Origin of the sequence: Mesorhizobium sp. M2D.F.Ca.ET.226.01.1.1 (assembly GCF_004022705.2) — a bacterium.
Taxonomy (GTDB): domain Bacteria; phylum Pseudomonadota; class Alphaproteobacteria; order Rhizobiales; family Rhizobiaceae; genus Mesorhizobium.
Genome location: NZ_RZOY02000001.1, coordinates 130956 through 151232, shown reverse-complemented (window position 1 = coordinate 151232; position 20277 = coordinate 130956). Strand labels below are relative to the sequence as shown.

At 60.9% G+C, this 20277-nt stretch carries 20 protein-coding genes; 12 read left to right on the top strand and 8 right to left on the bottom strand.

The genetic code is table 11. The features are described from left to right. Nucleotides 1-17 precede the first annotated feature (17 nt). From EN869_RS00760 to EN869_RS00735, 6 genes are all read left to right on the top strand, one after another. Nucleotides 18-680, top strand: a complete 663-nt coding sequence (locus EN869_RS00760) for a conjugal transfer protein TrbF (RefSeq protein WP_127228092.1) — start codon at nucleotides 18-20, stop codon at nucleotides 678-680. 64 nt (nucleotides 681-744) lie between these two features. Continuing rightward, nucleotides 745-1542, top strand: a complete 798-nt coding sequence (gene trbG, locus EN869_RS00755; RefSeq protein WP_127228134.1) for a P-type conjugative transfer protein TrbG — start codon at nucleotides 745-747, stop codon at nucleotides 1540-1542. Next, nucleotides 1542-1994, top strand: coding sequence for a conjugal transfer protein TrbH (trbH, locus tag EN869_RS00750; RefSeq protein WP_127228135.1), 453 nt, complete (start codon nucleotides 1542-1544; stop codon nucleotides 1992-1994). Before trbG ends, trbH begins: the two co-directional genes overlap by 1 nt. Before the next feature lie 12 nt (nucleotides 1995-2006). Beyond that, nucleotides 2007-3326, top strand: a complete 1320-nt coding sequence (gene trbI, locus EN869_RS00745) for an IncP-type conjugal transfer protein TrbI (protein WP_127228093.1) — start codon at nucleotides 2007-2009, stop codon at nucleotides 3324-3326. Nucleotides 3327-3590: 264 nt separating this feature from the next. Further along, the gene (locus EN869_RS35435) at nucleotides 3591-4049 is read left to right on the top strand and encodes a cold-shock protein (protein ID WP_281015800.1); all 459 of its coding nucleotides are present in this window, start codon (nucleotides 3591-3593) and stop codon (nucleotides 4047-4049) included. Nucleotides 4050-4322: 273 nt separating this feature from the next. Continuing rightward, nucleotides 4323-5231, top strand: coding sequence for a nucleotidyltransferase and HEPN domain-containing protein (locus EN869_RS00735; RefSeq protein ID WP_127228136.1), 909 nt, complete (start codon nucleotides 4323-4325; stop codon nucleotides 5229-5231). A gap of 18 nt (nucleotides 5232-5249) precedes the next feature. Here the strand turns inward: EN869_RS00735 and EN869_RS00730 are convergent, their stop codons facing one another. From EN869_RS00730 to EN869_RS00710, 5 genes are all read right to left on the bottom strand, one after another. Beyond that, nucleotides 5250-6812 carry a M81 family metallopeptidase gene (locus EN869_RS00730; protein ID WP_189464749.1) on the bottom strand — a complete coding sequence of 521 codons (1563 nt, stop codon included), beginning with the start codon at nucleotides 6810-6812 and terminating at the stop codon, nucleotides 5250-5252. Nucleotides 6813-6871: 59 nt separating this feature from the next. Next, on the bottom strand, nucleotides 6872-7669 hold the full coding sequence (locus EN869_RS00725; RefSeq protein ID WP_245489518.1) for an ABC transporter permease: 798 nt from the start codon (nucleotides 7667-7669) through the stop codon (nucleotides 6872-6874). A gap of 46 nt (nucleotides 7670-7715) precedes the next feature. Then, on the bottom strand, nucleotides 7716-8603 hold the full coding sequence (locus EN869_RS00720) for an ABC transporter permease (RefSeq protein WP_127228138.1): 888 nt from the start codon (nucleotides 8601-8603) through the stop codon (nucleotides 7716-7718). 2 nt (nucleotides 8604-8605) lie between these two features. After that, nucleotides 8606-9709: an ABC transporter ATP-binding protein gene (locus EN869_RS00715; RefSeq protein ID WP_127228096.1), complete on the bottom strand. Its 1104-nt coding sequence runs from the start codon at nucleotides 9707-9709 to the stop codon at nucleotides 8606-8608. A 96-nt stretch (nucleotides 9710-9805) separates the two neighbouring features. Next, on the bottom strand, nucleotides 9806-10951 hold the full coding sequence (locus EN869_RS00710) for an extracellular solute-binding protein (protein WP_245489487.1): 1146 nt from the start codon (nucleotides 10949-10951) through the stop codon (nucleotides 9806-9808). A 221-nt stretch (nucleotides 10952-11172) separates the two neighbouring features. Here EN869_RS00710 and EN869_RS00705 point away from each other — a divergent pair, with 221 nt between their 5' ends. The 5 genes from EN869_RS00705 to EN869_RS00685 all read left to right on the top strand — a co-directional run bounded on the left by EN869_RS00705 (nucleotide 11173) and on the right by EN869_RS00685 (nucleotide 17338). Further along, nucleotides 11173-11901 (top strand): GntR family transcriptional regulator, encoded by a 729-nt coding sequence (locus tag EN869_RS00705; RefSeq protein WP_127228097.1) that lies wholly within the window; start codon nucleotides 11173-11175, stop codon nucleotides 11899-11901. A gap of 89 nt (nucleotides 11902-11990) precedes the next feature. Then, the gene (locus EN869_RS00700) at nucleotides 11991-13358 is read left to right on the top strand and encodes an aspartate aminotransferase family protein (RefSeq protein ID WP_245489517.1); all 1368 of its coding nucleotides are present in this window, start codon (nucleotides 11991-11993) and stop codon (nucleotides 13356-13358) included. Then, nucleotides 13358-15097, top strand: a complete 1740-nt coding sequence (locus tag EN869_RS00695; RefSeq protein ID WP_127228099.1) for an acetolactate synthase catalytic subunit — start codon at nucleotides 13358-13360, stop codon at nucleotides 15095-15097. Before EN869_RS00700 ends, EN869_RS00695 begins: the two co-directional genes overlap by 1 nt. Beyond that, the gene (gene fabG, locus EN869_RS00690) at nucleotides 15097-15876 is read left to right on the top strand and encodes a 3-oxoacyl-ACP reductase FabG (protein WP_127228100.1); all 780 of its coding nucleotides are present in this window, start codon (nucleotides 15097-15099) and stop codon (nucleotides 15874-15876) included. The genes EN869_RS00695 and fabG overlap by 1 nt, the downstream gene beginning before the upstream one ends. Before the next feature lie 37 nt (nucleotides 15877-15913). Beyond that, on the top strand, nucleotides 15914-17338 hold the full coding sequence (locus EN869_RS00685; RefSeq protein ID WP_150852440.1) for an amidohydrolase family protein: 1425 nt from the start codon (nucleotides 15914-15916) through the stop codon (nucleotides 17336-17338). Nucleotides 17339-17446: 108 nt separating this feature from the next. Here EN869_RS00685 and EN869_RS34230 read toward each other — a convergent pair whose 3' ends face one another. The 3 genes from EN869_RS34230 to EN869_RS00675 form a co-directional block, all read right to left on the bottom strand. Next, complete coding sequence (locus EN869_RS34230) at nucleotides 17447-17611, bottom strand: hypothetical protein (protein ID WP_167506960.1); 165 nt, start codon at nucleotides 17609-17611, stop codon at nucleotides 17447-17449. A 219-nt stretch (nucleotides 17612-17830) separates the two neighbouring features. Further along, the gene (locus EN869_RS00680) at nucleotides 17831-18265 is read right to left on the bottom strand and encodes a site-specific integrase (RefSeq protein ID WP_245489486.1); all 435 of its coding nucleotides are present in this window, start codon (nucleotides 18263-18265) and stop codon (nucleotides 17831-17833) included. Nucleotides 18266-18528: 263 nt separating this feature from the next. Then, the gene (locus tag EN869_RS00675) at nucleotides 18529-18990 is read right to left on the bottom strand and encodes a cupin domain-containing protein (protein ID WP_127228102.1); all 462 of its coding nucleotides are present in this window, start codon (nucleotides 18988-18990) and stop codon (nucleotides 18529-18531) included. Nucleotides 18991-19099: 109 nt separating this feature from the next. Between EN869_RS00675 and EN869_RS00670 the strand changes: the two genes are divergently transcribed. Then, a partial coding sequence (locus EN869_RS00670) for a winged helix-turn-helix domain-containing protein (protein ID WP_135884157.1) occupies nucleotides 19100-20277 on the top strand: 1178 nt, incomplete at its 3' end.

Below are 20277 nucleotides of genomic sequence, written 5' to 3'. Positions count from 1 at the left end.
CCGAGAACTGGTGAAGCATGGCCGGACGCACCCCGCCCGACAATCCCTATCTTGCTGCGCGCAACGAGTGGAACGAACGCTATGGCTCATATGTGAAGGCCGCTTCGGCCTGGCGCATCGTCGGCATCACCGGCATGGCGATGGCCGTCTTGGGCTTTGGCTACTCGATCTACCAGAGCACGCAGGTCAAGCTGGTCCCTTACATCGTCGAGGTCGACAAGCTCGGCACCGCCGTCAACGCGGGCTTTCCGCAACAGATCGAATATGCGGACCCGCGGGTTGTGCGAGCCACGCTCGGCGGCTTCGTCTCAAACTTCCGATCGGTGACGCCGGATGCGGTCGTGCAAAAGCAGTACATCGACCGCACCTATGCGCTGCTCCGCACCTCCGACCCGGCTACGGAGAAAGTCAACGCCTGGTTCCGCTCGAACTCCCCGTTCGAAAAGGCCAAGAACGCCACGATCGCGGTGGAGGTAAACAATGTCGTCGCACTCTCGAACCAGAGTTATCAGATCGATTGGACCGAGTTCGAGCGCGACCGCCGCGGCCGAGAGACGGCCGTGCGCCGGTTTCGCGGCATCGCCACCGTGGCGCTGACGCCGCCTCAGGATGAGGGCGTGATCCGCCTCAATCCGATCGGACTTTATCTCAGCGATTTCGACTGGACCGCGCAGCTTTGAAAGGTCCCTCCTGGCTATGATCTCCCCGACCGTCAAATACAGAGCCGTGCCCATCTCGGTGTTCATGTCCCTGTTCACCGCCGCATCTTCGATCCCGACCGCGTCTTTTGCCGATGGCGTCTCGGCCAATGAGGCGAAAGGCATCGGGATCTCGGGCCAGTGGCGCGGCAGCCGCGGGCTCGTGACCAAGGGCGCCGACGGAAAGGTCATCTTCCTCTACGGCGAGGTCCAGCCATCCGTGGTCTGCTCACCGCTCCAGGTTTGCGACATCGAGCTTGAGCAGGGCGAGGTCGTGCGTGACGTCCTCGTCGGCGACACCGTTCGCTGGAAGGTTGAGCCGGCGACGTCGGGCGCTGCCGGCGGCCAGTCCATCCATCTGGTCGTCAAGCCTTCCGAGCCGGGCCTGGTGACATCGATGGTGGTGACGACCTCGCGGCGGACCTATCACTTCCAGCTCAAATCGCACCAGACCGAGTACATGGCTCGAGTCGGCTTCGAGTATCCGGACGACGTGTCGGAAAAACTCGCCGACATCAATGCGCGCATCGAGGCAAGCACGATCCCCGGTGCCGGCGTGCCGGCCGAACAGCTCAACTTCTCCTATTCTATGTCGGGCAACGCCGGCTGGCGGCCCACCCGGGTCTATTCGGACGGGCAAAAGACCTACATCCAGTTCCCGCGCTCAATCTCCGGACAGGACGCGCCGGTTCTCTTCGTGATCTCGGGCGGGCAGAACAGGATCGTCAACTACAGAATGAAGGGCGACATGATGGTGGTCGACTATCATGTCGACCGCGCGGTTCTCGTCTCCGGCGTCGGCTGGCGTCAGGAAAAGGTGACGATCCGAAGGGGAGGGCGGTGATGGCAGCTTCCCCACTCCGCAACCTCGCATCCTTTGCGATCTTCGCCCTCCTGCTTTCCGGATGTCAGACGGCCGCGACAGATGGCCTTGGTGTAAGCGATGCTCCGGCCGAGATCTCTGGACCGGCCGCGAACGCAATCGCCGGCGAGATGGTGAGCAGGCTTGCCGAACAGGTCGGGCCGGGAAAAGCAACCGTCTTGCTCAAACAGGACAACTCACCCTTCGGACAGGCGCTTGAAGCTGCCCTGCGCGGCTGGGGCCACGCAGTCGTCACCGATCAGAAAACCGACAAGGGGGCGCGAACCGTCCCGCTCGCCTATCAGATCGTGCCCTATGACGGCCAGGTTCTCGCGCGCCTGTCGACGGACAAGGTTGAGCTCGGCCGAGCCTACAAAGTGACGCCCGGTGGCGCGGAGCCCGCCAGCGCACTCTCGGTCATGAAGCGCAGTTAGGGAGGCTCAGCCATGGCTCAATCTCTCAAACTCGGCGGCACGCCAGAGGCCGAACGGGACTCCGGCATGAGACGGCTCAACCGGCTGCCGGTCATTGTCGTCGTCGTGCTGGTGGTCGTCTTCCTTGCCGTGATTATTTACGGGCTAGCGTCACGCGGGTCGTTTTTCCGTAAAGACCCCGGCATTGGCGAAACGTCCGGCAATTCGGCCTCCACTTTCGCCGACCAGATCAAGCGCGGGATTTCGGATGGCATCATCGGGGAACCGCAGCAAACCACGTTCCAACCCACGCCTGTCGAAAACAAGCCGATCGAGCCGGGAACCGACCTCGTCTCGGCTCAACCATTGCGCCAGGAGGAACCCACGAAGATGCAGGAACTGGAACCCGAAGGAATCTGGCGTGCCCGTCTGGAGCGCGAACAGCGGGAGCAGTATCTGCGCGAACGCCATCGCCAGCGGATGGCGCGGCTGCAGGCCAATGACGCAGCCTATGATGCACCGATCTCCATCAATAAAACCAAGCTGGGACGGGACGGCTATCCCGGCTCGCCAGTCGCTGAAGGTGCCGGACCGCAGGCTTTCAATACATCGACGCCCGGGTCGGCGTCCGACCTCTATGCGGCGGCCTTGCGCGTCGGACTTGGGGGCGGAGAAAACGTCGATGCGAACGGCCAGCGGGGCAAGGAGGACTTCTTCAACACTGACCTGAAGGAACTCGGATATCTTCCAAACCAGGTGGTGCCGCAGCAATCGCCTTACGAACTGAAGCGTGGTTCCGTCATCCCGGCAACCCTCATCACCGGCATCAACTCGGATCTGCCTGGCCGCATCACCGCACAGGTTTCCCGGAACGTCTATGACAGCGCCACGGGGCACTATTTACTCATACCGCAAGGCACAAAGCTGTTTGGCCGCTATGACAGCAAGATATCGTTTGGGCAGAGCCGCGTTCTCGTGGTCTGGAGCGACATCATCTTTCCAAATGGGTCGACGCTCCAGATCGGGGGTATGGCCGGCACTGATGCGCAGGGCTATGGCGGGTTCCGTGACAAGGTCGATCGTAAATGGCTGCAGACCTTCGGATCGGCAATCTTGATCGCGGTGATCGGGACCGGAATAGACATGGCCGTTCCGGAAAGTTCGACGCTCGCGACCCAGGACACAGCGTCAGACGCGGCGCGGCGGAATTTTGCGGAAACTTTCGGGCGTGTCGCCGATCGGACCATTCAGCGCAACATGGACGTGCAGCCGACGCTCGAAATCCGGCCGGGTTACAAATTCAACATTCTCGTCGACCAGGACATCGTGTTTCCGGGGTTGCACTCCAGATAGTTTCGACTTGGGACGGTCGGTATGTTGCCGATTTTGTAGAAATGCGGGAATTGCAGTTTGACTCAAGCAGTGTGTCCTAGGCAGTGATATTGACGGCCGGCTCGGCGTACGCAGCGGATCAATCGAAAGACCATGAGCAAATATAGAGACCATCAAGGGCGGCGTCGAGATTATAGGGAAGACGGTCGATCTTCCGATCGAACGTCGGAACCTAGCTATTTTCAACGTCGGCCGGTGGTAGCTGCTGATCCTACGAGCGCCGAGGTGGTGTGGTTCAACGCCAACAAGGGCTTCGGCTTCGTCAAGCTCCCTGACGGTGCTGAGGCCTATCTGCACATACGAGTTCTGGAGGCCGCTGGAAGCGGAAATGTCTCCGATGGGACTCGCCTGAAAATTATGATCGAAGAAACTCCAAGAGGACGGCAGGTCGCGCAGGTGCTGGAGGTTGGCGACGTCTTCTCCAAGCCTTCTGTCCATAGCGGGCGCGCCGGGGCGCCCTCCGGAAGTGGCTCGGGGCCGACAAGCGAGGGAGTGGTGAAGTGGTACAATCCCGATAAAGGGTTTGGCTTCATCGCACCCTCTGATGGCGGCAGGGACATTTTTGTTCATGCGACCGCGCTGGCCCGCTCGGGGCTAGGCGGACTTGAGGAAGGGCAAAAGGTTCTTGTTGAATGCGGGCAAGGCAAGAAGGGCCTTGAGGTCCAGACCATTCGCCTCGCCTAGATCCTACGGTGATTCTTGGTCGCCGAAACTTTGCTTCGCTCACCTGCCGAGTGAACGAGGCAGCGTAGTTTCCGAGTAGCCTAGATGTCCGATCTTGGGAAATTCTTGCTATTGCAATGGGAAAAATTGCGCGACAAAACCAAGCAGACATTGTCGAGGCGCGAAACTCGGCACCGCATCCGTTGGCAGCCTTCCCTTGACTGCCTAGCGATGGCAGGACCCATGCAGCCGACCTTTTGTTACGTTTGATCCGGATTGCAACGCCTACCGATGATGAAGACCAGCATTGATCATCTACCGGAGAAAAAGCAGCGCGAGCTTGCCCGGATCATGGAACTCATCCATGAAGAATTCGACGACGCCATTGCAGATGGCACGACCGAATTCAAGAAGAAGGGCCGGATCCTCAAGATGATCTTGTTCGGCTCCTACGCACGTGGAGACTGGGTCGACGAGCCGCATACTATGAAAGGCTACCGATCGGACTACGACCTGCTGATAGTCGTCAACAATCGCAAGCTCGCCGATTTCGCTTACTGGTACAAGGCAAAGGACCGCCTTATTCGCGACCAGACTGTGGAAACGCCGACAAACTTCATCGTGCATTCGCGCCGTGAGGTGAATACGGCGCTGCGCGAAGGGCAGTACTTCTTCACTGACATCCGTCGCGATGGTATCGTGCTTTATGAGCTTGACGAGGAGCCGTTGGCCGAACCCCGGCCGCTCACTCCCAAGGAAGCATACGAAACTGCCAGAGAGCACTTCGAGAACAGATTTCCGGGGGCTCGCAATTTCCACAAACTGTTTGCCACTGCCCTTGAGGGTAGAATGTGGAAGGAGGCCGCATTCCTTTTGCATCAAGCCCTTGAGCATGGTTATGCGACGCTGCTGCTCGTCCTGACCAATTACAGTCCGCCCTCGCACAAGCTGTCATTCCTGAGTGCTTTGGCGGAAGATCAGGACCGGCGACTCGCCGAAGTGTGGCCCCGCGACCAGCAGCGGTACCGCGCATGGTTCAATACGTTGAACGAGGCCTATGTCAAAGCACGATACTCAAAGCATTACGACATCAGCGAAGAGGCGCTTGGTTGGCTCGGTGAGCGCACTGCGGAATTGCAGAGGTTGGTCGAAGAAATCTGCCGTGGCCACCTGCGGCGGTTGAAGGAAGCCGTGGTCGGCTGACGCCCTTGCCTCGATCGTTCAATCAGCCGGCGTCTTGGCGGATTTGGCATTCACATAAGCCCTGATTTCAGGCTGATGGACATCGTGCTCTGGCCAGAATCGTCCTCTCCTCCACTGCAGTAGTCCCGGCGTGTAGTAGCCAATCCCTGGCGTTGCAACGCTAACGGGTGTTCCGATCCCCGCGAAATTTAGCTTGTAGTGATACCCGGATTTCACGACTACGAAATCCTGGCTCCCGACATCGATGCCTTGGCTAGCAAAAGCTGCCGGATCGTGCGTGAAGCCTGGCTTGCTCGTCAGCAGGATGCTCAGCCGGTCATCGACCACAAGCACCGCGGTGCCGCCGAGCGACGTTTCTTCGCCTGCACCGAACGGTCCATCGATCACAAAGCGACCATCGCTTATCGCGGCAACCACGCCGGAAACCGTGAGAGGATGGAATCCCGGCGTCAGGCCTCCACCGATGGCAAGTGTAACCTGAGCTCCTATGCCGGCCATTGCCGCCGCTTGGACGCTATCGGGATCGGTGACCGGGATCGCGCCACGCAAGCAGTCGGCGCGGGCCAGCGCGTGTTCGATGATGGCTGTGCTGTCGCCGGGCGCTCCCGCCAGAACCCTGTCTCCCATGTCGGCGAGGATGTACGGGCGCCGATTGGGCTCGCGAGCGATGAGCTCGAACGCTTGATCGATAGTCAGAAGGTCGTCCTGGAAGCGCTCACGCCATGCCCAGAAAAGCTGGGCGAGCTCCGTTGCCGCTGTTTGCGCAAGACGGCTGAGGCCATGCGTCAGCACGACCACTGCTTGTCCCATGCCCCGGTCATCAGCGTAGGGATAGACATTGAACAGGGAGACGTCCCAGATTTCCGGATGCGCCGAGGCGAGCACCCGCGAACGGGCATGAAGTTCGGCAAGAGGGCCGCTACCGGTCTCGGCGGCTCCGGGCAAAATCATGGGCACCTTGGCCATGGTGAGGACCGGGTCGAGCGTTCCGTCCAGCACTGCCGCCAGGCATTCAACTACCCGCTCACCGCATAAAATCACGTCGGAATGCGGGTTCTCCTTACATGCGATGCAGATATCGACCGAACGAAGCATGGCCGGCGTAACATGGGCATGCAGGTCAAGGCCGATGCCAATGGGGACATCCGGCCCAACAGCCTGGCGCAGGCGTACAAGAAGATCGCCGTCCGCATCCGGGAGCTCAGTCGTGGCCATTGCGCCGTGCAATTCGAGCGCGATGGCGTCGTACCGCTCTTGGCGAGTCAGAGCGACCAGAGCGTCCCGCAGCTGAACATAAAAGTCATGGTCCACCAAGCCACCAGGTGTAGCTACGGCCGAGACGGTCGGCACCACCTCATAGCCAAAAGCTGTCGCCCGATTGACCATGCCGCCTAGGGTCGTCCCGGACTGTCGCGCGTTAGCGAGCAACTCCTCACCCCGCTTGATTTCGAACGCCTCACCCGAAGTGATCTGTGGGCTGAAACTGTGAGACTCATGAAAGAGGCGCCCAACGAGGATGCGTCTGCGGGACGACGGCTTTTCGTCGGGCCGGCGCCGAGGTTCGGCTCCGCCTGATGGCATTGCTCCATGCACAAGATTTCTCCCTTTGTTGGCGCGTGGCGCTAGCCAGGACCCAAGCTTCATTCCCGCCGGCCATGGTCGCTCCGCCGCCGCGCAATCTCGATTGTGCTCATGAGCACCAGCGATACCAGCGTCAGGACAGTCGAAACGGCGGCGATCACCGGCGTCAGATTGAAGTCGATGTCCTCGAACATTTTACGCGTGATCGTCTTGCCCTCGATGCCGGAGATGAAGAAGGCGACGGTCGCCTCATCGAACGAGGCGAGGAAAGCGAACACCGCGCCGGCGGCAACGCCGGGCAGGATGTTCGGCAGCACGATATGGAAGAAAGCCTGCACTCGCGTGGCGCCGCAATTGAGTGCCGCAAGCTCGAGGTTCGGATCAAAGCGCTGCAGAGCGGCACTTACCGTGATCACCACGTAGGGCACCGCCAGCATCGAGTGGGCAATGACGAACCCGTAGAAGTTGCCCACCAGGCCAAGGGGGGCAAAGAAAAGATAGAGCGAGACGGCGATGACGATATGGGGGACGATCAGCGGAGCCAGCGTCAGCGCCTGCAGGTACTCTTTGGCAGGCAGCCGACCCCGGACCAAGGCAACAGCGGCAAGCGTGCCGATGACCGTGGCCGTGAACGTCGTCGCAACAGCGATACGAAGGCTGAACCAGGTTGCGGCCATCCAATCCGGGTCGCTGAAATACGCCTCGTACCACTTGAATGTGAGCCCCCGGGGCGGGAACTCAATGTAGGGTGAGGTGCCGACAGACATCGGGATGACGATGAGCGTCGGCAGCAGAAGGAAAAACAGGATCAACCCGATCGGCACCGCGGCAAGAAGTGCCGCCGTATTGCTGGCGATATGGCCTTTTTCTCGAACGGCTCGTTCAGCAAGAACCAGGTCAGCGTTAGCCAAGTTTGAACCCCTTGTTAAGCGCGAGCGCGCGCCGGAAAAAAATGACCAGCAAAAGCGTGGCGGCGAGCAGAACCGCGGCAAGCGCTCCTGCGAATGGCCAGTCAAGGAGTTCCGTCGTCTGCTGACCGATCAAGGTCGACATCATGAGAGTGCCTGGTCCGCCGACGAGCGCCGGCGTGATGTAGAACCCAAGCGACAGAATGAAGGTGATGAGCACCCCTGCCGTCACGCCGGGAAGGCTGAGCGGCACCGTGACGCGAAAGAAGGCCTGGAGGCTCCCGGCGCCGAGATTGCGCGCCGCTCTTACAAGGTCATCGGGGATGTTGCGGACCACCGAATATATCGGCAAAATCATGAAGGGCAGCAGAACCTGCGTCATCGCCGCGATCACCGCGCCTTGTGTATAGAGAAGACGCAACGGCGTCTCTGTCAGCCCTGTCTCGATCAGCGCGTTGTTGACGACACCGTTGCGCTGAAGGAGCACAATCCAGGCATAGGAGCGGACAAGGACGCTCGTCCACAAGGGGACGAGCACGCAGGCGGCAATCAGTATTGCCGTGCGCCCAGAGACGCGTGCCATCGCCAAAGCGACCGGGTAGCCGAGCAGCAAGGCGAGAGCGGTAACGACGAAGGCGATCTCGAATGTGCGCCACAAAACGAGCAGGAATAGCGGCTCCTGCAGGATGCGCCCGTAATTCGCGAACGTCGCTTCCGGTACGAAGATACTGCCCCAGAAGAGCTTTCCGACCGGATAGAGAAAGCCCCCGACGAGAAGCAGGACGAGCGGTGCGACGAGAAGCAGCGACAGACCCGGCCCATATTCCCGCGCCGAAGTTGGGCGGCCCCCAAAAGGACTCCCTGCCAAGGGTTTGGCGCGCATCGTCACGGCCTCCGCTCCGGAAAGAACTGCACTGCCTGACTTGGTATGGTCAGGCCGACGCGATCGCCTTCTTGCGGGTGCGCAATGCCATGATCCGTGCTGGCCTGAACATGGACGAGCTCGCCTCCGGCAAGGCGCACCAGGAAGGTCCGGAACGAGCCGACAAAGATCACGGCTTCAATGACGCCGTTGAGAGGCGGGCTATCGCTGTCTTCTGGACGGAAGATTCGTATCTGCTCCGGTCGCACGGCCACACGCATTTTGTCGCCAGGCCGGGGCGGGGAGGGCAGATTGGGTGGGCATTCTTTCAGGTGAATGAAGCCGCTTTGGCCAAGGCCGAATTCGAGACCGGTTCCGTTGCAGCTTTGACAGACAGCTTCCAGGAAGTTTGTCTTGCCTACGAAATCGGCGACAAATGGCGTGGCAGGATTGTCATAGAGCTCGGTCGGTGAACCGATCTGCTCCAGCGAGCCGTTGCGCATCACGGCGATACGGTCCGACATGGTGAGCGCCTCCTCCTGGTCGTGAGTCACATAAATGACGGTCACGCCCAACCGCTGTTGCAGGCGCTTTATCTCGATTTGCATCTGCTCACGCAGCTTCTTGTCGAGCGCGCCCAATGGCTCGTCCATGAGAAGGACGGGCGGCTCGAACACCAAAGCGCGCGCCACCGCAACGCGCTGTTGTTGCCCGCCCGACAGCTCGCTTGGCAAACGTTTGCCAAAGTCTTGGAGTTGCACCAGCGCGAGGGCATCGGCGACCCGACGCCTAATTTCAGCTTTCGCAACTTTGCGCATACGCAGCGGAAAGGCGATGTTGTCCGCGACCGTCATGTGGGGAAAAAGCGCGTATCGCTGAAACACCATCCCTATGTTGCGTCGGTTCGGAGCAACATAAGTCACGTCGCGATCGCCAATCCGGATAGCGCCCTCACTTGGCAACTCGAAGCCGGCAATCATCATAAGGAGTGTCGTCTTGCCGGACCCTGAGGGTCCCAGCAGCGAGAGGAACTCGCCGGAACGAACTTCGATGCCCACCTCCTTCACGGCGCGAACCGCGCCGTAACGCTTGCCGAGCCCCCGAACCGAAACACTTGCTCCATCCACTGCTCGGCTACCTCCAAAAAAATCGAAAGTTGAGGGACAACATTTCAGGATCGCCAAGCCTGATGGCTTTGGCAGCCCTGGCGTTCGGAAATCAGTTCAGCTCGCGATCCACATGCTCCAGCGCTGCAAAACCTTCTCCCGGTTTGCGGCAAGCCATTCGCGGTCGACACGAACGATGTTTGACCAGTTGGCGGGCTGCAGCACACTTGAGGCCTTGGCATCGGCCGGCAAGAAATCGAGGGCTCCGCGCTGAGCCGTCGAGCCGAAAGACTCCGCCGCGAATTCGGCATGCGCCTTCGGGCGCGTGTAGATGAAATCGAGCAGCGCAAGTGCGGCGTTTGGATGCTGAGCCGCTCTGGTCACGGCCCAAAATGCTGCATCCAGCGGCGCACCGTTCCAGCTGATGCCGAGTGGGATTCCCTCACCGCGCAGCCGGAAGGCGCGGCCCGAAAACAGCATGGCCATCACCACTTCACGCGTGCGAAAGATCTGCTGGCTCTGGTCGCCGCTCTTCCACCATACCGTCACATGCGGCTTGATCTCGTCCAGCTTGCGAAACGCGCGATCGATGTCGAGCGGGAACAATGCGTCTCGGCTCACGCCATCCGCCTCGAGCGCCGCAATTAATGCCCACCACGGATTGCCGATGTTGGGTAGCGCCCTCGGCCCAGGGAAGGCCTTCACGTTCCAAAAATCCGCCCAGCCGGCCGGCTGTGCCTGGCCTTCGGGAAAGCTGCGTTTGTCGAAGGCAAGAACGCCGCCTCCTATATCAAACATCACGCCCTCGCGCAGACATGAACCGTCGACACCCTGGCTGGCCACGTCCGGCAAGCCGGCGCAATCACCAAGATCACGAAGCAGGCTCGTGACGTCGGGGGTCAGCGAGTCGATCGAAAGGGTGATGACGTCCCATTCAACCTTTCCAACAGATGTCATGGCCTTCAGCTTGGCGAGCTTCTCGCCATAGCCACCGCCGGTCGGGACGACCTCTATGCCCGTGGCTTCGGTAAACGGGAGATAGAAGTGCCTCTTGACAAGATCCCCGTAGGCGCCGGTGCCGCCCGCCACCACAACATGTCTCTCCCCCGCCTGGCGTGCGCGCTCGACGAGTTCATCCAAGGGGGCCGCCATGACGAACTGGGGCAAGGTCAAGCCAACGCCTGCGGCGGCCGCCGCTTGAGCGGCCATGCCAAGCGCTCTGCGCCTGCTTATTGCCGCCGCCTCGATCCGCGATTTTCCCACTTGTCTATCCTCCCGGTTGCAGCCACCGAACACGCTTTTTAAAATATGAAATTTGGTGTAACAAACCGTTCATAATTCTGTCAAGCCGTCGAGACGCTTTGGGACCCTCTGGCGCTAGTTATGTCCCAAGACTAGGGTTTGGCTGCATTTTCTTAGCGAATCGGGCCGGAGAAGCTTCTCAACTCCCGGCATCGCATTCATGAGGATACGGGTGGGAACCGATGTTTGCTGCGCCAAAAAAAGGCAAAGAAGCGCTTCCGGGCGATATTGCGCCGATTGGGCGGCACAGCAGCCTAGGCGAGAGCGCCTACGCGACCTTGAAAGACTCGCTCATTCGAGGAGCGCTGCAGCCAGGCACGAAGCTTACCCTTCGGTCGGTCGCCCAAGTCCTCGAGGTCAGCACCACGCCGGCCCGCGATGCAATCACACGGCTGATCGGGGAGGGGGGGCTGATCAATGCCGGGCCCAAAACCGTCATCGTGCCTTATCTGAGCCTTCCGGACCTCGATGAGCTCACCGCAATTCGCCTTTCCCTGGAGGGCTTGGCGGCCGAGCAGGCCACAAACCACATGACCGAGTCCGACATCCATGAATTGGAAACTCTACAGGAACGGATCAATCGCGGTCTGGACGAGGCGCGATATACGGATGTGCTTGATGCCAATAAGGATTTTCACTTCCTGATCTATCGCCGCTCCGGCATGCGTCGGCTCGTAACCATCATTGAATCATTGTGGCTCCGCATGGGGCCGGCGTTCAACGGCCTCTATCCGGAGTTCGCGCAGTCGCGCACCGGCGTTTCCAACCATTTGTGGGCCCTGCGTGGATTGCAAGACCGCGATCCCGCGGCAGTGCGAGCGGCGATCGAAAACGACATACGCGGCGGCTATCGTCGCCTGTCCTCGCAACTTGCTGCTGTAGGAGAGCAGCATGGAGAGTCGAATGCCTAATTTTTTTGTTGCATCAAATTTCAAAATCTGATTTTCCTCCCGCCATGTCAGACGCGTCCTTTGACGTTCGACCATGGAGGTGGAGTGTGATCCCTGTTCCGGCCAGTTTGCAGACGTCCCAAGCGGCGGCTTTTCCGCCGGGGCAGCATTCGCAGGCATTGTTTGAGCGCGCTCATGCCGTCTTCCCTGACGGAACGACACGCATCACCGTCGAACGCGACCCCGTTCCTCGCTACATCGCGCGCGCAGAGGGAGCCTATCTGACCGACGTCGACGGAAGGCGCTTCCTCGATCTCAACTTGAATTTCACCACGCTCATTCATGGGCACGCTTTCGAACCGGTGCGCGCGGCCGTCGAAAGCCAGATGAGGAGCGGCACCTGCTTTGCCAACCCAACGGAGGCGGAAGTCGAGCTCGCTTCCGTCCTATGCGCCCGCGTGCCTCGGCTGGAGCGGATCCGCTTCGTCAATACAGGCACTGAAGCCGTCATGTTCGCGATCAAGGCGGCCCGCGCGTTCACCGGACGATCTCGCATCGCCAAGATCGAAGGCGCCTATCATGGAGCTTATGATTGGGTGGAAGTGGCTCAGGCAAGCGTCCCCGAAGACTGGGGCCTCCCGGACAGCCCGGCGGCGACACCCTATTACCGCGGCATGCCGGCTGCGGTGCTGAATGATGTGGTGGTGCTGCGGTTCAACGATGCGGCTGGAACGCGCGAATTACTGAACCGGCGCGGTAGCGAAATCGCGGCCGTGGTTATCGATCCGATGCCGAGCCGGGCCGGGCTCATCGCCCCCGAACCGGAATTCGTTGCCGCTCTCCAGGAAACGGCCCGCGAGCATGGGATTCTCGTCATCAGCGACGAGGTCCTCAATTTTCGTCAGGATTATCACGGCGCCTCGGCACGCTACGGTCTCCAGCCGCACCTGTTTGCGTTGGGCAAGATTATTGGAGGCGGTTTTCCGATTGGAGCGGTCGGAGGTCTGGGCGAAATCATGAGCGTGTTCGACGGCAGCCGCGGCCGGCCATTGCTTCCGCAAGGCGGGACGTTTTCGGCGAATCCGATCTCCATGGTGGCAGGCCAGGCCGCAATGAAGGCCCTCGATGAAATCGCCTTTGCCCGGCTTGAACGGCTGGGTAACCAACTGCGGAACCGCTTGGAGGACATTATCGCACGTGCAAATGCGCCGCTTAGCATTACCGGGGCGGCTTCGCTCTTCCGCATCCACCCGAAGCCAACGCGTCCACGCGAGTTCCGGGAAGCGCATTGGAACCCGGCCGAAACCAAAGTCATGAAAGAGATGTCCCGCTTTTTGGCGGGAAACGGCATCGTTCTTCCACTTGGCGCAGCGGCCTGTCTTTCGACGACCATGGGGGAGGCGGAAATCGAGACGATCTCCGGCGTCTTTGAAGCATTCCTTTCTGAAAATTCCGCCCTCCTCGAGGAGATTGCGTGATGTCGGCATCCCGCGAAACCGTCGCCGAGCGTATCGCCCTTGCATTAAAGCGCCACGGCGTCGAGCTCATTTTTGCACAAAGCCTTCCCTCAGCCGTCGTTCTCGCATGCGAGGCGATCGGCATTCGACAGATCGCCTATCGCCAGGAAAATATGGGCGGCGCCATGGCTGACGGATATGCGCGGCGGTCGGGCCGTATCTCGGTCGTTGCCGCCCAGAATGGCCCGGCTGCAACATTGCTGGTCGCCCCGCTCGCCGAAGCGCTGAAGGCCAGTGTGCCGATCGTGGCGCTTGTCCAGGAAGTGGAGCGGCCCAATTTCGATCGCAATGCCTTCCAGGAGCTTGACCATATCGCCCTGTTCCAGCCTTGCGCCAAGTGGGTCAGGCGTCTCATCACCGCGGATCGCGTGGATGATTACGTCGACGCGGCCTTTACCGCGGCTGGAAGCGGCAGACCTGGCCCCGCGGTGCTGTTGCTGCCGGCGGATCTGTTGCGGGAGGTGGCCGTCGAATCCGGACATCCGCGCACCGCGACGCTCGGCGCTTGGCCGATTGACAGATCGCGACCGAGCGACGAGGCGATTTCTGCTGCCGCCCGATTGCTGGCACAGGCACGCCAGCCGGTCGTCATGGCCGGGGGCGGGGCCCTGACAACCGGCGCGCCGCAGGCGCTTGCTCGCTTGCAGGAAGTCGCGCACTTGCCGGTGATGACGACTCCCATGGGCAAAGGCGCGGTGAACGAAACGCACCCGCTTTCCCTTGGCGTCCTCGGTCCACTTACTGGTCCGGGATCGATCGGGCGGCACTCGAGGGGCCTTCTCCTACAGGCTGATGTTATCCTCCTTATCGGGACGCGGACAAATCAAAACGGGACTGACAGCTGGCGCTCCATTCCGAAGTCAGCGCGCCTCATTCATGTCGATGTCGATCCTGCGGAAATTGGTCGCAACTATGAGGCGCTCCGCCTTGTCGGTGATGCAGCCGAAACGCTCACCGCTCTCACCGACACGCTCAGCCTTTGTGACCTGTCGCGGCGCTTGGCGGGACGCAATCAATTGGAGCGAAAGATTGCCGGGATGCAGGCAGCGTTCGAGTCGGAGCGCGGACGGATTTTGGCGCGCCATCCGAGCTCGCTTCGACCCGAGCGAGTGATGATCGATCTGCAGCACTGCCTCACGCCGACCATGACGGTGGTTGCCGATGCCAGCTACTCCTCCATGTGGGTGGCCGGTCAACTAAGGGCCCTTGCCGTCGGCCAGCGTTTCCTCACGCCGCGCGGTCTCGCTGGTCTTGGCTGGGGGCTACCTATGGCCATTGGCGCCAAATTGGCCAATCCTGATGCTCCTGTTGTCGCCCTCGTCGGCGATGGCGGTTTTGCCCACTCCTGGGCCGAACTCGAAACAATGATGCGCGTGGGCATCGCCGTTAAGGTGATCGTCCTGAACAACGGCGTGCTCGGCTACCAAAAAGATGCTGAGACGGTGAAGTTTGGCCGCTACACCAGTGCTTGCCATTTTGCGCCCGTCGACCATTCGGCGCTTGCCAGGGCTTGCGGCTGCAGCGCCGTCCGGGTCGAGAACCAGGAAGAGGTCCTGCCAGCGCTGCAGACGGCCCTTGCTGCCGACGAACCGTGCTTGATCGAGATCATTACCGATCCCGATGCCCATCCGCCTCTATCTTTGTATGACGGGACGCTTGATGCGGCTGAGCCGTCTCCTGCTTTTGCGGAGGCTGTCTGATGGCGGAACTTGGCGAAGAGATACCGGTTGCGGTGATCACTGGCGCCTCGAGCGGTATCGGCCTTGCAACTGCCGACGCGCTCTTGCGGGCAGGTTATCGTGTCGCCTTCTTCAGTCATCAGCCGGAACGGGTTCAGGCTGCCGCTCGCGCGCTGTCCGCCTCCTACGGGATAGAGCGAATAAGGTCGGCGGTGGTCGACCTGCGAGACCCAGAGGCAGTGCGACGGTTCTTCGGCGACCTCGCCGCCCATTGGCCGACTCCATCCGTCCTTGTCTGCAATGCCGGCTACTCGCCCAAACGCAATGGCGGCCGAATCCCGATTGCTGAAATCGACCTTGCCGACTGGAATGAAGTCTTGGGGATCAATCTGACCGGTGCGCTGGTTTGCTGCCAATGCGTTCTGCCGGCGATGGCCAAGCGCCGATACGGACGCATCGTCTTCATCGGTTCGCTCGCCGGTCGTACGATGCCAAGGATAGCCGGTGCTGCCTATACCGCATCCAAGAGCGGGCTCGCCGGTCTCGCTCGATCAATCGTCAGCGAATATTCCCCGTTCGGCATCACCGCCAACACGATCACGCCCGGTCGCATCGTGACGGACATGACGGGTCCTACGGATTCGCTCGTCAACAAGGAGGCCCTTACACGCATTCCCATCGGCAGGCTCGGTCGAGCAGAGGACATCGCCCGTGCAGTTGCTTTCCTGGTCGCGCCGGACGCCGACTTCCTGAACGGCGCGGTGCTCGACATCAATGGAGGCGAATTCACGCCCCCATGAATCCTTCAGCGCTTGTCGAGCAAGCCACAAAATTCAGATGATTACCATGCCCTTTGCAACGAACGCCTCAGGGGTGCCAGCCGGCTCGAATGAGCCGCAACGCTGTGATCTCATCGTCCACAATGCCACAATCCTCACGGTGGACGCCGATGATCGCGTTGTTCGGAACGGGGCGCTTGCCGTCCGAAACGGACGCATCGTCGCGCTTGACCGGCAAGAGAAGATTTTCGCCAGCTATGCCTCAGACCAGTTGTTCGATGCGGCAGGAGGCGCGGTCCATCCAGGGTTCATCGACGCCCATGTCCATGTCTCCCAGTACACGGCGCGCAGCGTTCTGCCCTTGATGGACGGGAAACCCATTACCATGGGGCATTGGAAAGGCGAGTTGACCCCAGAAGATGAGTATGCAAGCGCCCGTTTGGCTGCTCTCGACTATCTGCAATGCGGCTATACCGGCTTTGTCGATCCTGGAACTGTCTTTGAGCCTGACGCAGTCGCCGTCGTTGCTGATGAAGCCGGTATCCGCATCTGGCTCACTGATCCTTACGTCGCCGATGGCGGTGAGGCGCTGGCCGCTGATTTGCCCGAACTGGTCAGCGAGAACTTTCTCGCCCGCTGGCCCCGAAATACCGACGAAGCGCTGAAGAGACTTGGGGGCCAGCTGTTTCGCAACCGCAACCCGGACAGCCTGGTGAAAGCTTTCGTCGGACTCTACGGGGAGGCGACCGATTCACCCGACCTCTACAAAGCCGCCCTGGGCCTTGCCCGCGATCGCGCAGTACGATTTCAAGAGCATCTTGGATATCTTCCGGCCTTTCAGCTGAAACGCGAGAAGGCGCTTGGGCAGCCACTGCTGAGGTGGTTCGAGAAACGCGGGTTGCTGGATTCTCATGTCACCTTCATTCATATGAACCTGGTGCGGGAAGACGAGATTCCGCTTCTCGGCAAAGTTGGCGTGCGCGTCGTCTGGTGTCCGTGGGGCCAGCTGCAAATGCTTGGCAAGGAGGGGGCCCAGGCACGTATGGCGGAGCTGCATCGGGCCGGCGTAAAGGTCGGGATCGCAAGCGACATTCCTCGTGTCGCCGACTTCGATGTCCTTGGAACTCTAGCCGCCTCGGCTGCCGCTGCCTCTGGACGGCCGGCAATGCCGCGTGAGATTCTGCGGATGCGCACGCTTGGCGCCGCGGCGACGATCGGCGCCGACGGAGAGCTGGGCAGTCTCGAGGTCGGCAAGCGGGCCGACTTCGTGGTGCGGTATCCGAGCGCTTCTGTGAATTTCGGCTTCGATCCGGGCCTTGAGCTGGGAGTGATCGGCGGCCGCCACACCGTGAAAGCGGTGTACGTGGGCGGTCGTCAGGTCGTCGATCACGGTAAGGTCGTCGCTCTGGATGAAGATGCGGTCATTGCCGCAGCGCATCGCTCGGCGCGTGCGCTTGCATCCAGGACAGGCCTTCGCGCCTGAAGCCGATCAGGCAAGGTGAAGGCGGGCCGCAAGGCCTCGGACTGACTGACGGGCGCGAGCGATCACGGCGGGCCTGTCGGCCTTCAGCACCTCGCCACGCCTTAGAACTCACTTGCCGTCAACGAACACGGAGTCGATGGTGCCAGCGTCGGCGATGACCGCGAACTCCAGCGCCGGATCAAGCCCAAGGTTTTCAGATACATCTGACCTACGCACTAAGAAGACGGCGCGCTTGCCGACCTCGAGATTGCCAAGCTCGGAAGCCGCGCGCACCGTCGCAGTTGATCCAAAGTGCTGACAGGATCCGCTCCAGAAGCTGCCAAACCCGTTGCCGCCGCGCCCGTGGCCAACGTACCGAGAGCGCTGAAAATCATCGTAAATCGCCGGTACAGGCACAAAGCCGACAGCTTTGTCGAACGACTCCAGTTTGGGTAGGGTTCTTGGAAGCTTTTCGAACTTTCCGGGTCTCGGCTCAACCCGAGTTGCGGATGCTCATGCACAAAGTGGGACAGGAGATCGGATCTTGAGTAGGCTAGGAAGCATGGACCTTCTGGCGCCTGCGCTTGGATACAACGTGAATCGGCGCAGCCCCCATCGTTCTGAACGGCAGCTTTGCGCCTGCGCCAGACGAACGAGCTTGCGCGCCAGATCGGGACGATCGACCGTATGTGTGAAGAAGAAGCGCAGCGCCGACACGATGCTGTTCACCGTCGGAACCGGCACGCCGTCGTCCTGCTGCTCGATCTGGAACCGGCGCAGGTCGTCGGTTGTCGCTGTGTCCGGCGACCGGCCGAGGAACGTCGCCAGGCGTCCGATGTCGCGCAGATAGTTGCGCTGCGTCTCCTGTGAGAAACGTCGCATGTTCATGTCGTCGATCAGCCGCTGACGAAGTGGACTGATAGGTGCATCAAGAACAGGATAGGGCATGGTCGGGCTCCTTGTTGAAGAAGCCCGTGATGCTCTGCCGCTGCCGAACTACCCTCAATGCGGGCGCGACGTCCGGCTCGTGATCTCTACCTCAACCCTAGGCGCCCATCCCGCGTAGCGGGTTCGTTCTTCGGCCCCAAATACGACATGGCAGCTTGCACCCAATCGCGGCCGTAGCGACCAAGCCGCGGACGTCCTGAAACCTGACATCGTCGGTGAGCAGCGCGACGATCGCGGTCCCAAGGTGATTTCGCTTACCCCTTTCACGCACGCGTCGTCAGCGTCGACAGCTGGTCCGTGTCATAGCGGTTACGCAGATCGGCGAGCGCTTTTGGGTCCGGCGCTCCCCGCGCGGCTAGTTCGGCCAGCTCTTCGAAATAATGCTCGTGTCCGGGCGGCGAGACTGTCATGAGCACGCGCGCAGGCCTCTCGCTGACATTCGTGATGTTGTGCGGCACTCCCGGCGGGATGAACAGGAAGGTTCCAGGCGTTGCCCGGATCGTCCTGTCGCCGACGTGCCATTCACACTCTCCCTCGAGCACGTAGAAGGTCTCCTCCTGCACGCGGTGAACATGCCGCCCGGTGGCGAACTCCGGCGGGATCGTCCAGTCGAACATGCTCGTATGCCTGGTATTTTCATCGGTAACGAGGAAAGCCATGGGGTGGCCACGGAGCATGACGCCCGTCTTCTCGTCGGGCATGCGGATGACAACATGAGCGCTCATATGATCCTCCTGTGACGGGGTTGTTCTTTTTGGAACGTGTTTGTGCAGCATCGGCCCCCTACGCCGGAAAGTCGTGAATCCGTTCCCAAAAATTTGCTAAAAGGTTCCAATGACAGCCAGGGGCGACGTCTACCGCTTTGGCCCGTTTCGCCTCGATCCGGAGGTTGGCATTCTTTTTTGCGAAGATGAGCCGACTATGCTCGGGCAGCGCGCCGTCGCGCTGCTGCAACTGCTGATCCAGAACGCTGGCCAACCCGTGTCCAAAGACGCGCTGATCGACGCCGGCTGGGGCGGATCTGCGATTGCCGATAATAATCTGACGGTTCAGATCGCAGCCTTGCGCCGGACACTGGCCGACGCCGCCAATGTCGCCGACTGGATCGAAACATTGCCGCGCCGCGGCTATCGCTACGTCGGACCGGCTGTAGCCACGAACGTTCCCGACGCCTCGGCCGCCGTCCGCGCCGGGTCGGCCCCAAGCTTGCCCGAGAAGCCGTCCGTCGCGGTCCTGCCGTTCTCGAACTTGAGCGGCGATCCGCAGCAGGAGTACTTCGCCGATGGGATGGTGGACGACATCATCACAGGCCTGGCACGCATCAAATGGCTGTTCGTCATCGCGCGAAACTCGACCTTCTCCTACAAGGGTCGCGCCGTCGACGTGAAGCAGGTCGGCCGCGAGCTTGGCGTTCGCTATGTGCTCGAAGGCAGTGTGCGCAAGGCCGGCCACAGCGTGCGGGTTACCGCGCAGTTGATCGATGCTTCGACCGGCACCCATATCTGGGCCGAGCGCTATGACCGCAGCTCCGACGACATCTTCGCGCTTCAGGACGAGATAGCTCTGGCAGCAGTGGGCGCGATTGCGCCAAGCGTCCGGAAGGCCGAAATCGAACGTGTCAGGCGCAAACGCCCCGATAGCCTCGATGCCTACGATCTCGTGCTGCAAGCCCAGCCTGATGTCGATTCAGGCATGCCGGAGCAAGTGACCAGAGCGCTGGTCCTTCTCGAGCGTGCGATCGCACTCGAACCTACCTATGCGCTGGCGCATGGCAACGCCGCGATGTGCCATCACTGCCTGTTCCTTCGCGCCGGCCTGCAGGAGATCAACCGCGCGTCTTCGATCCGCTACGCGCGGTCGGCCATCGTCTACGGACAGGATGATGCGCTGGCACTCACATGGGCCGGCTTTTCCATCGGAATGGATGCGCATGATCGCGCCTCTGCGTTCGCGGCGTTGGAAGCCGCGCTCGCCATCAGCCCGTCATCTGCCCTGACCTACATCCTTGGCAG

Bases quoted from the DNA above. Each gene is read 5' to 3' on its own strand.
- EN869_RS00760 (WP_127228092.1), top strand. From the start codon at position 18: ATGGCCGGACGCACCCCGCCCGACAATCCCTATCTTGCTGCGCGCAAC.
- trbG (WP_127228134.1), top strand. From the start codon at position 745: ATGTCCCTGTTCACCGCCGCATCTTCGATCCCGACCGCGTCTTTTGCC.
- trbH (WP_127228135.1), top strand. From the start codon at position 1,542: ATGGCAGCTTCCCCACTCCGCAACCTCGCATCCTTTGCGATCTTCGCC.
- trbI (WP_127228093.1), top strand. From the start codon at position 2,007: ATGGCTCAATCTCTCAAACTCGGCGGCACGCCAGAGGCCGAACGGGAC.
- EN869_RS00735 (WP_127228136.1), top strand. From the start codon at position 4,323: ATGAAGACCAGCATTGATCATCTACCGGAGAAAAAGCAGCGCGAGCTT.
- EN869_RS00730 (WP_189464749.1), bottom strand. From the start codon at position 6,812: ATGCCATCAGGCGGAGCCGAACCTCGGCGCCGGCCCGACGAAAAGCCG.
- EN869_RS00720 (WP_127228138.1), bottom strand. From the start codon at position 8,603: ATGCGCGCCAAACCCTTGGCAGGGAGTCCTTTTGGGGGCCGCCCAACT.
- EN869_RS00705 (WP_127228097.1), top strand. From the start codon at position 11,173: ATGTTTGCTGCGCCAAAAAAAGGCAAAGAAGCGCTTCCGGGCGATATT.
- EN869_RS00695 (WP_127228099.1), top strand. From the start codon at position 13,358: ATGTCGGCATCCCGCGAAACCGTCGCCGAGCGTATCGCCCTTGCATTA.
- fabG (WP_127228100.1), top strand. From the start codon at position 15,097: ATGGCGGAACTTGGCGAAGAGATACCGGTTGCGGTGATCACTGGCGCC.
- EN869_RS00685 (WP_150852440.1), top strand. From the start codon at position 15,914: ATGATTACCATGCCCTTTGCAACGAACGCCTCAGGGGTGCCAGCCGGC.
- EN869_RS00680 (WP_245489486.1), bottom strand. From the start codon at position 18,265: ATGCCCTATCCTGTTCTTGATGCACCTATCAGTCCACTTCGTCAGCGG.
- EN869_RS00675 (WP_127228102.1), bottom strand. From the start codon at position 18,990: ATGAGCGCTCATGTTGTCATCCGCATGCCCGACGAGAAGACGGGCGTC.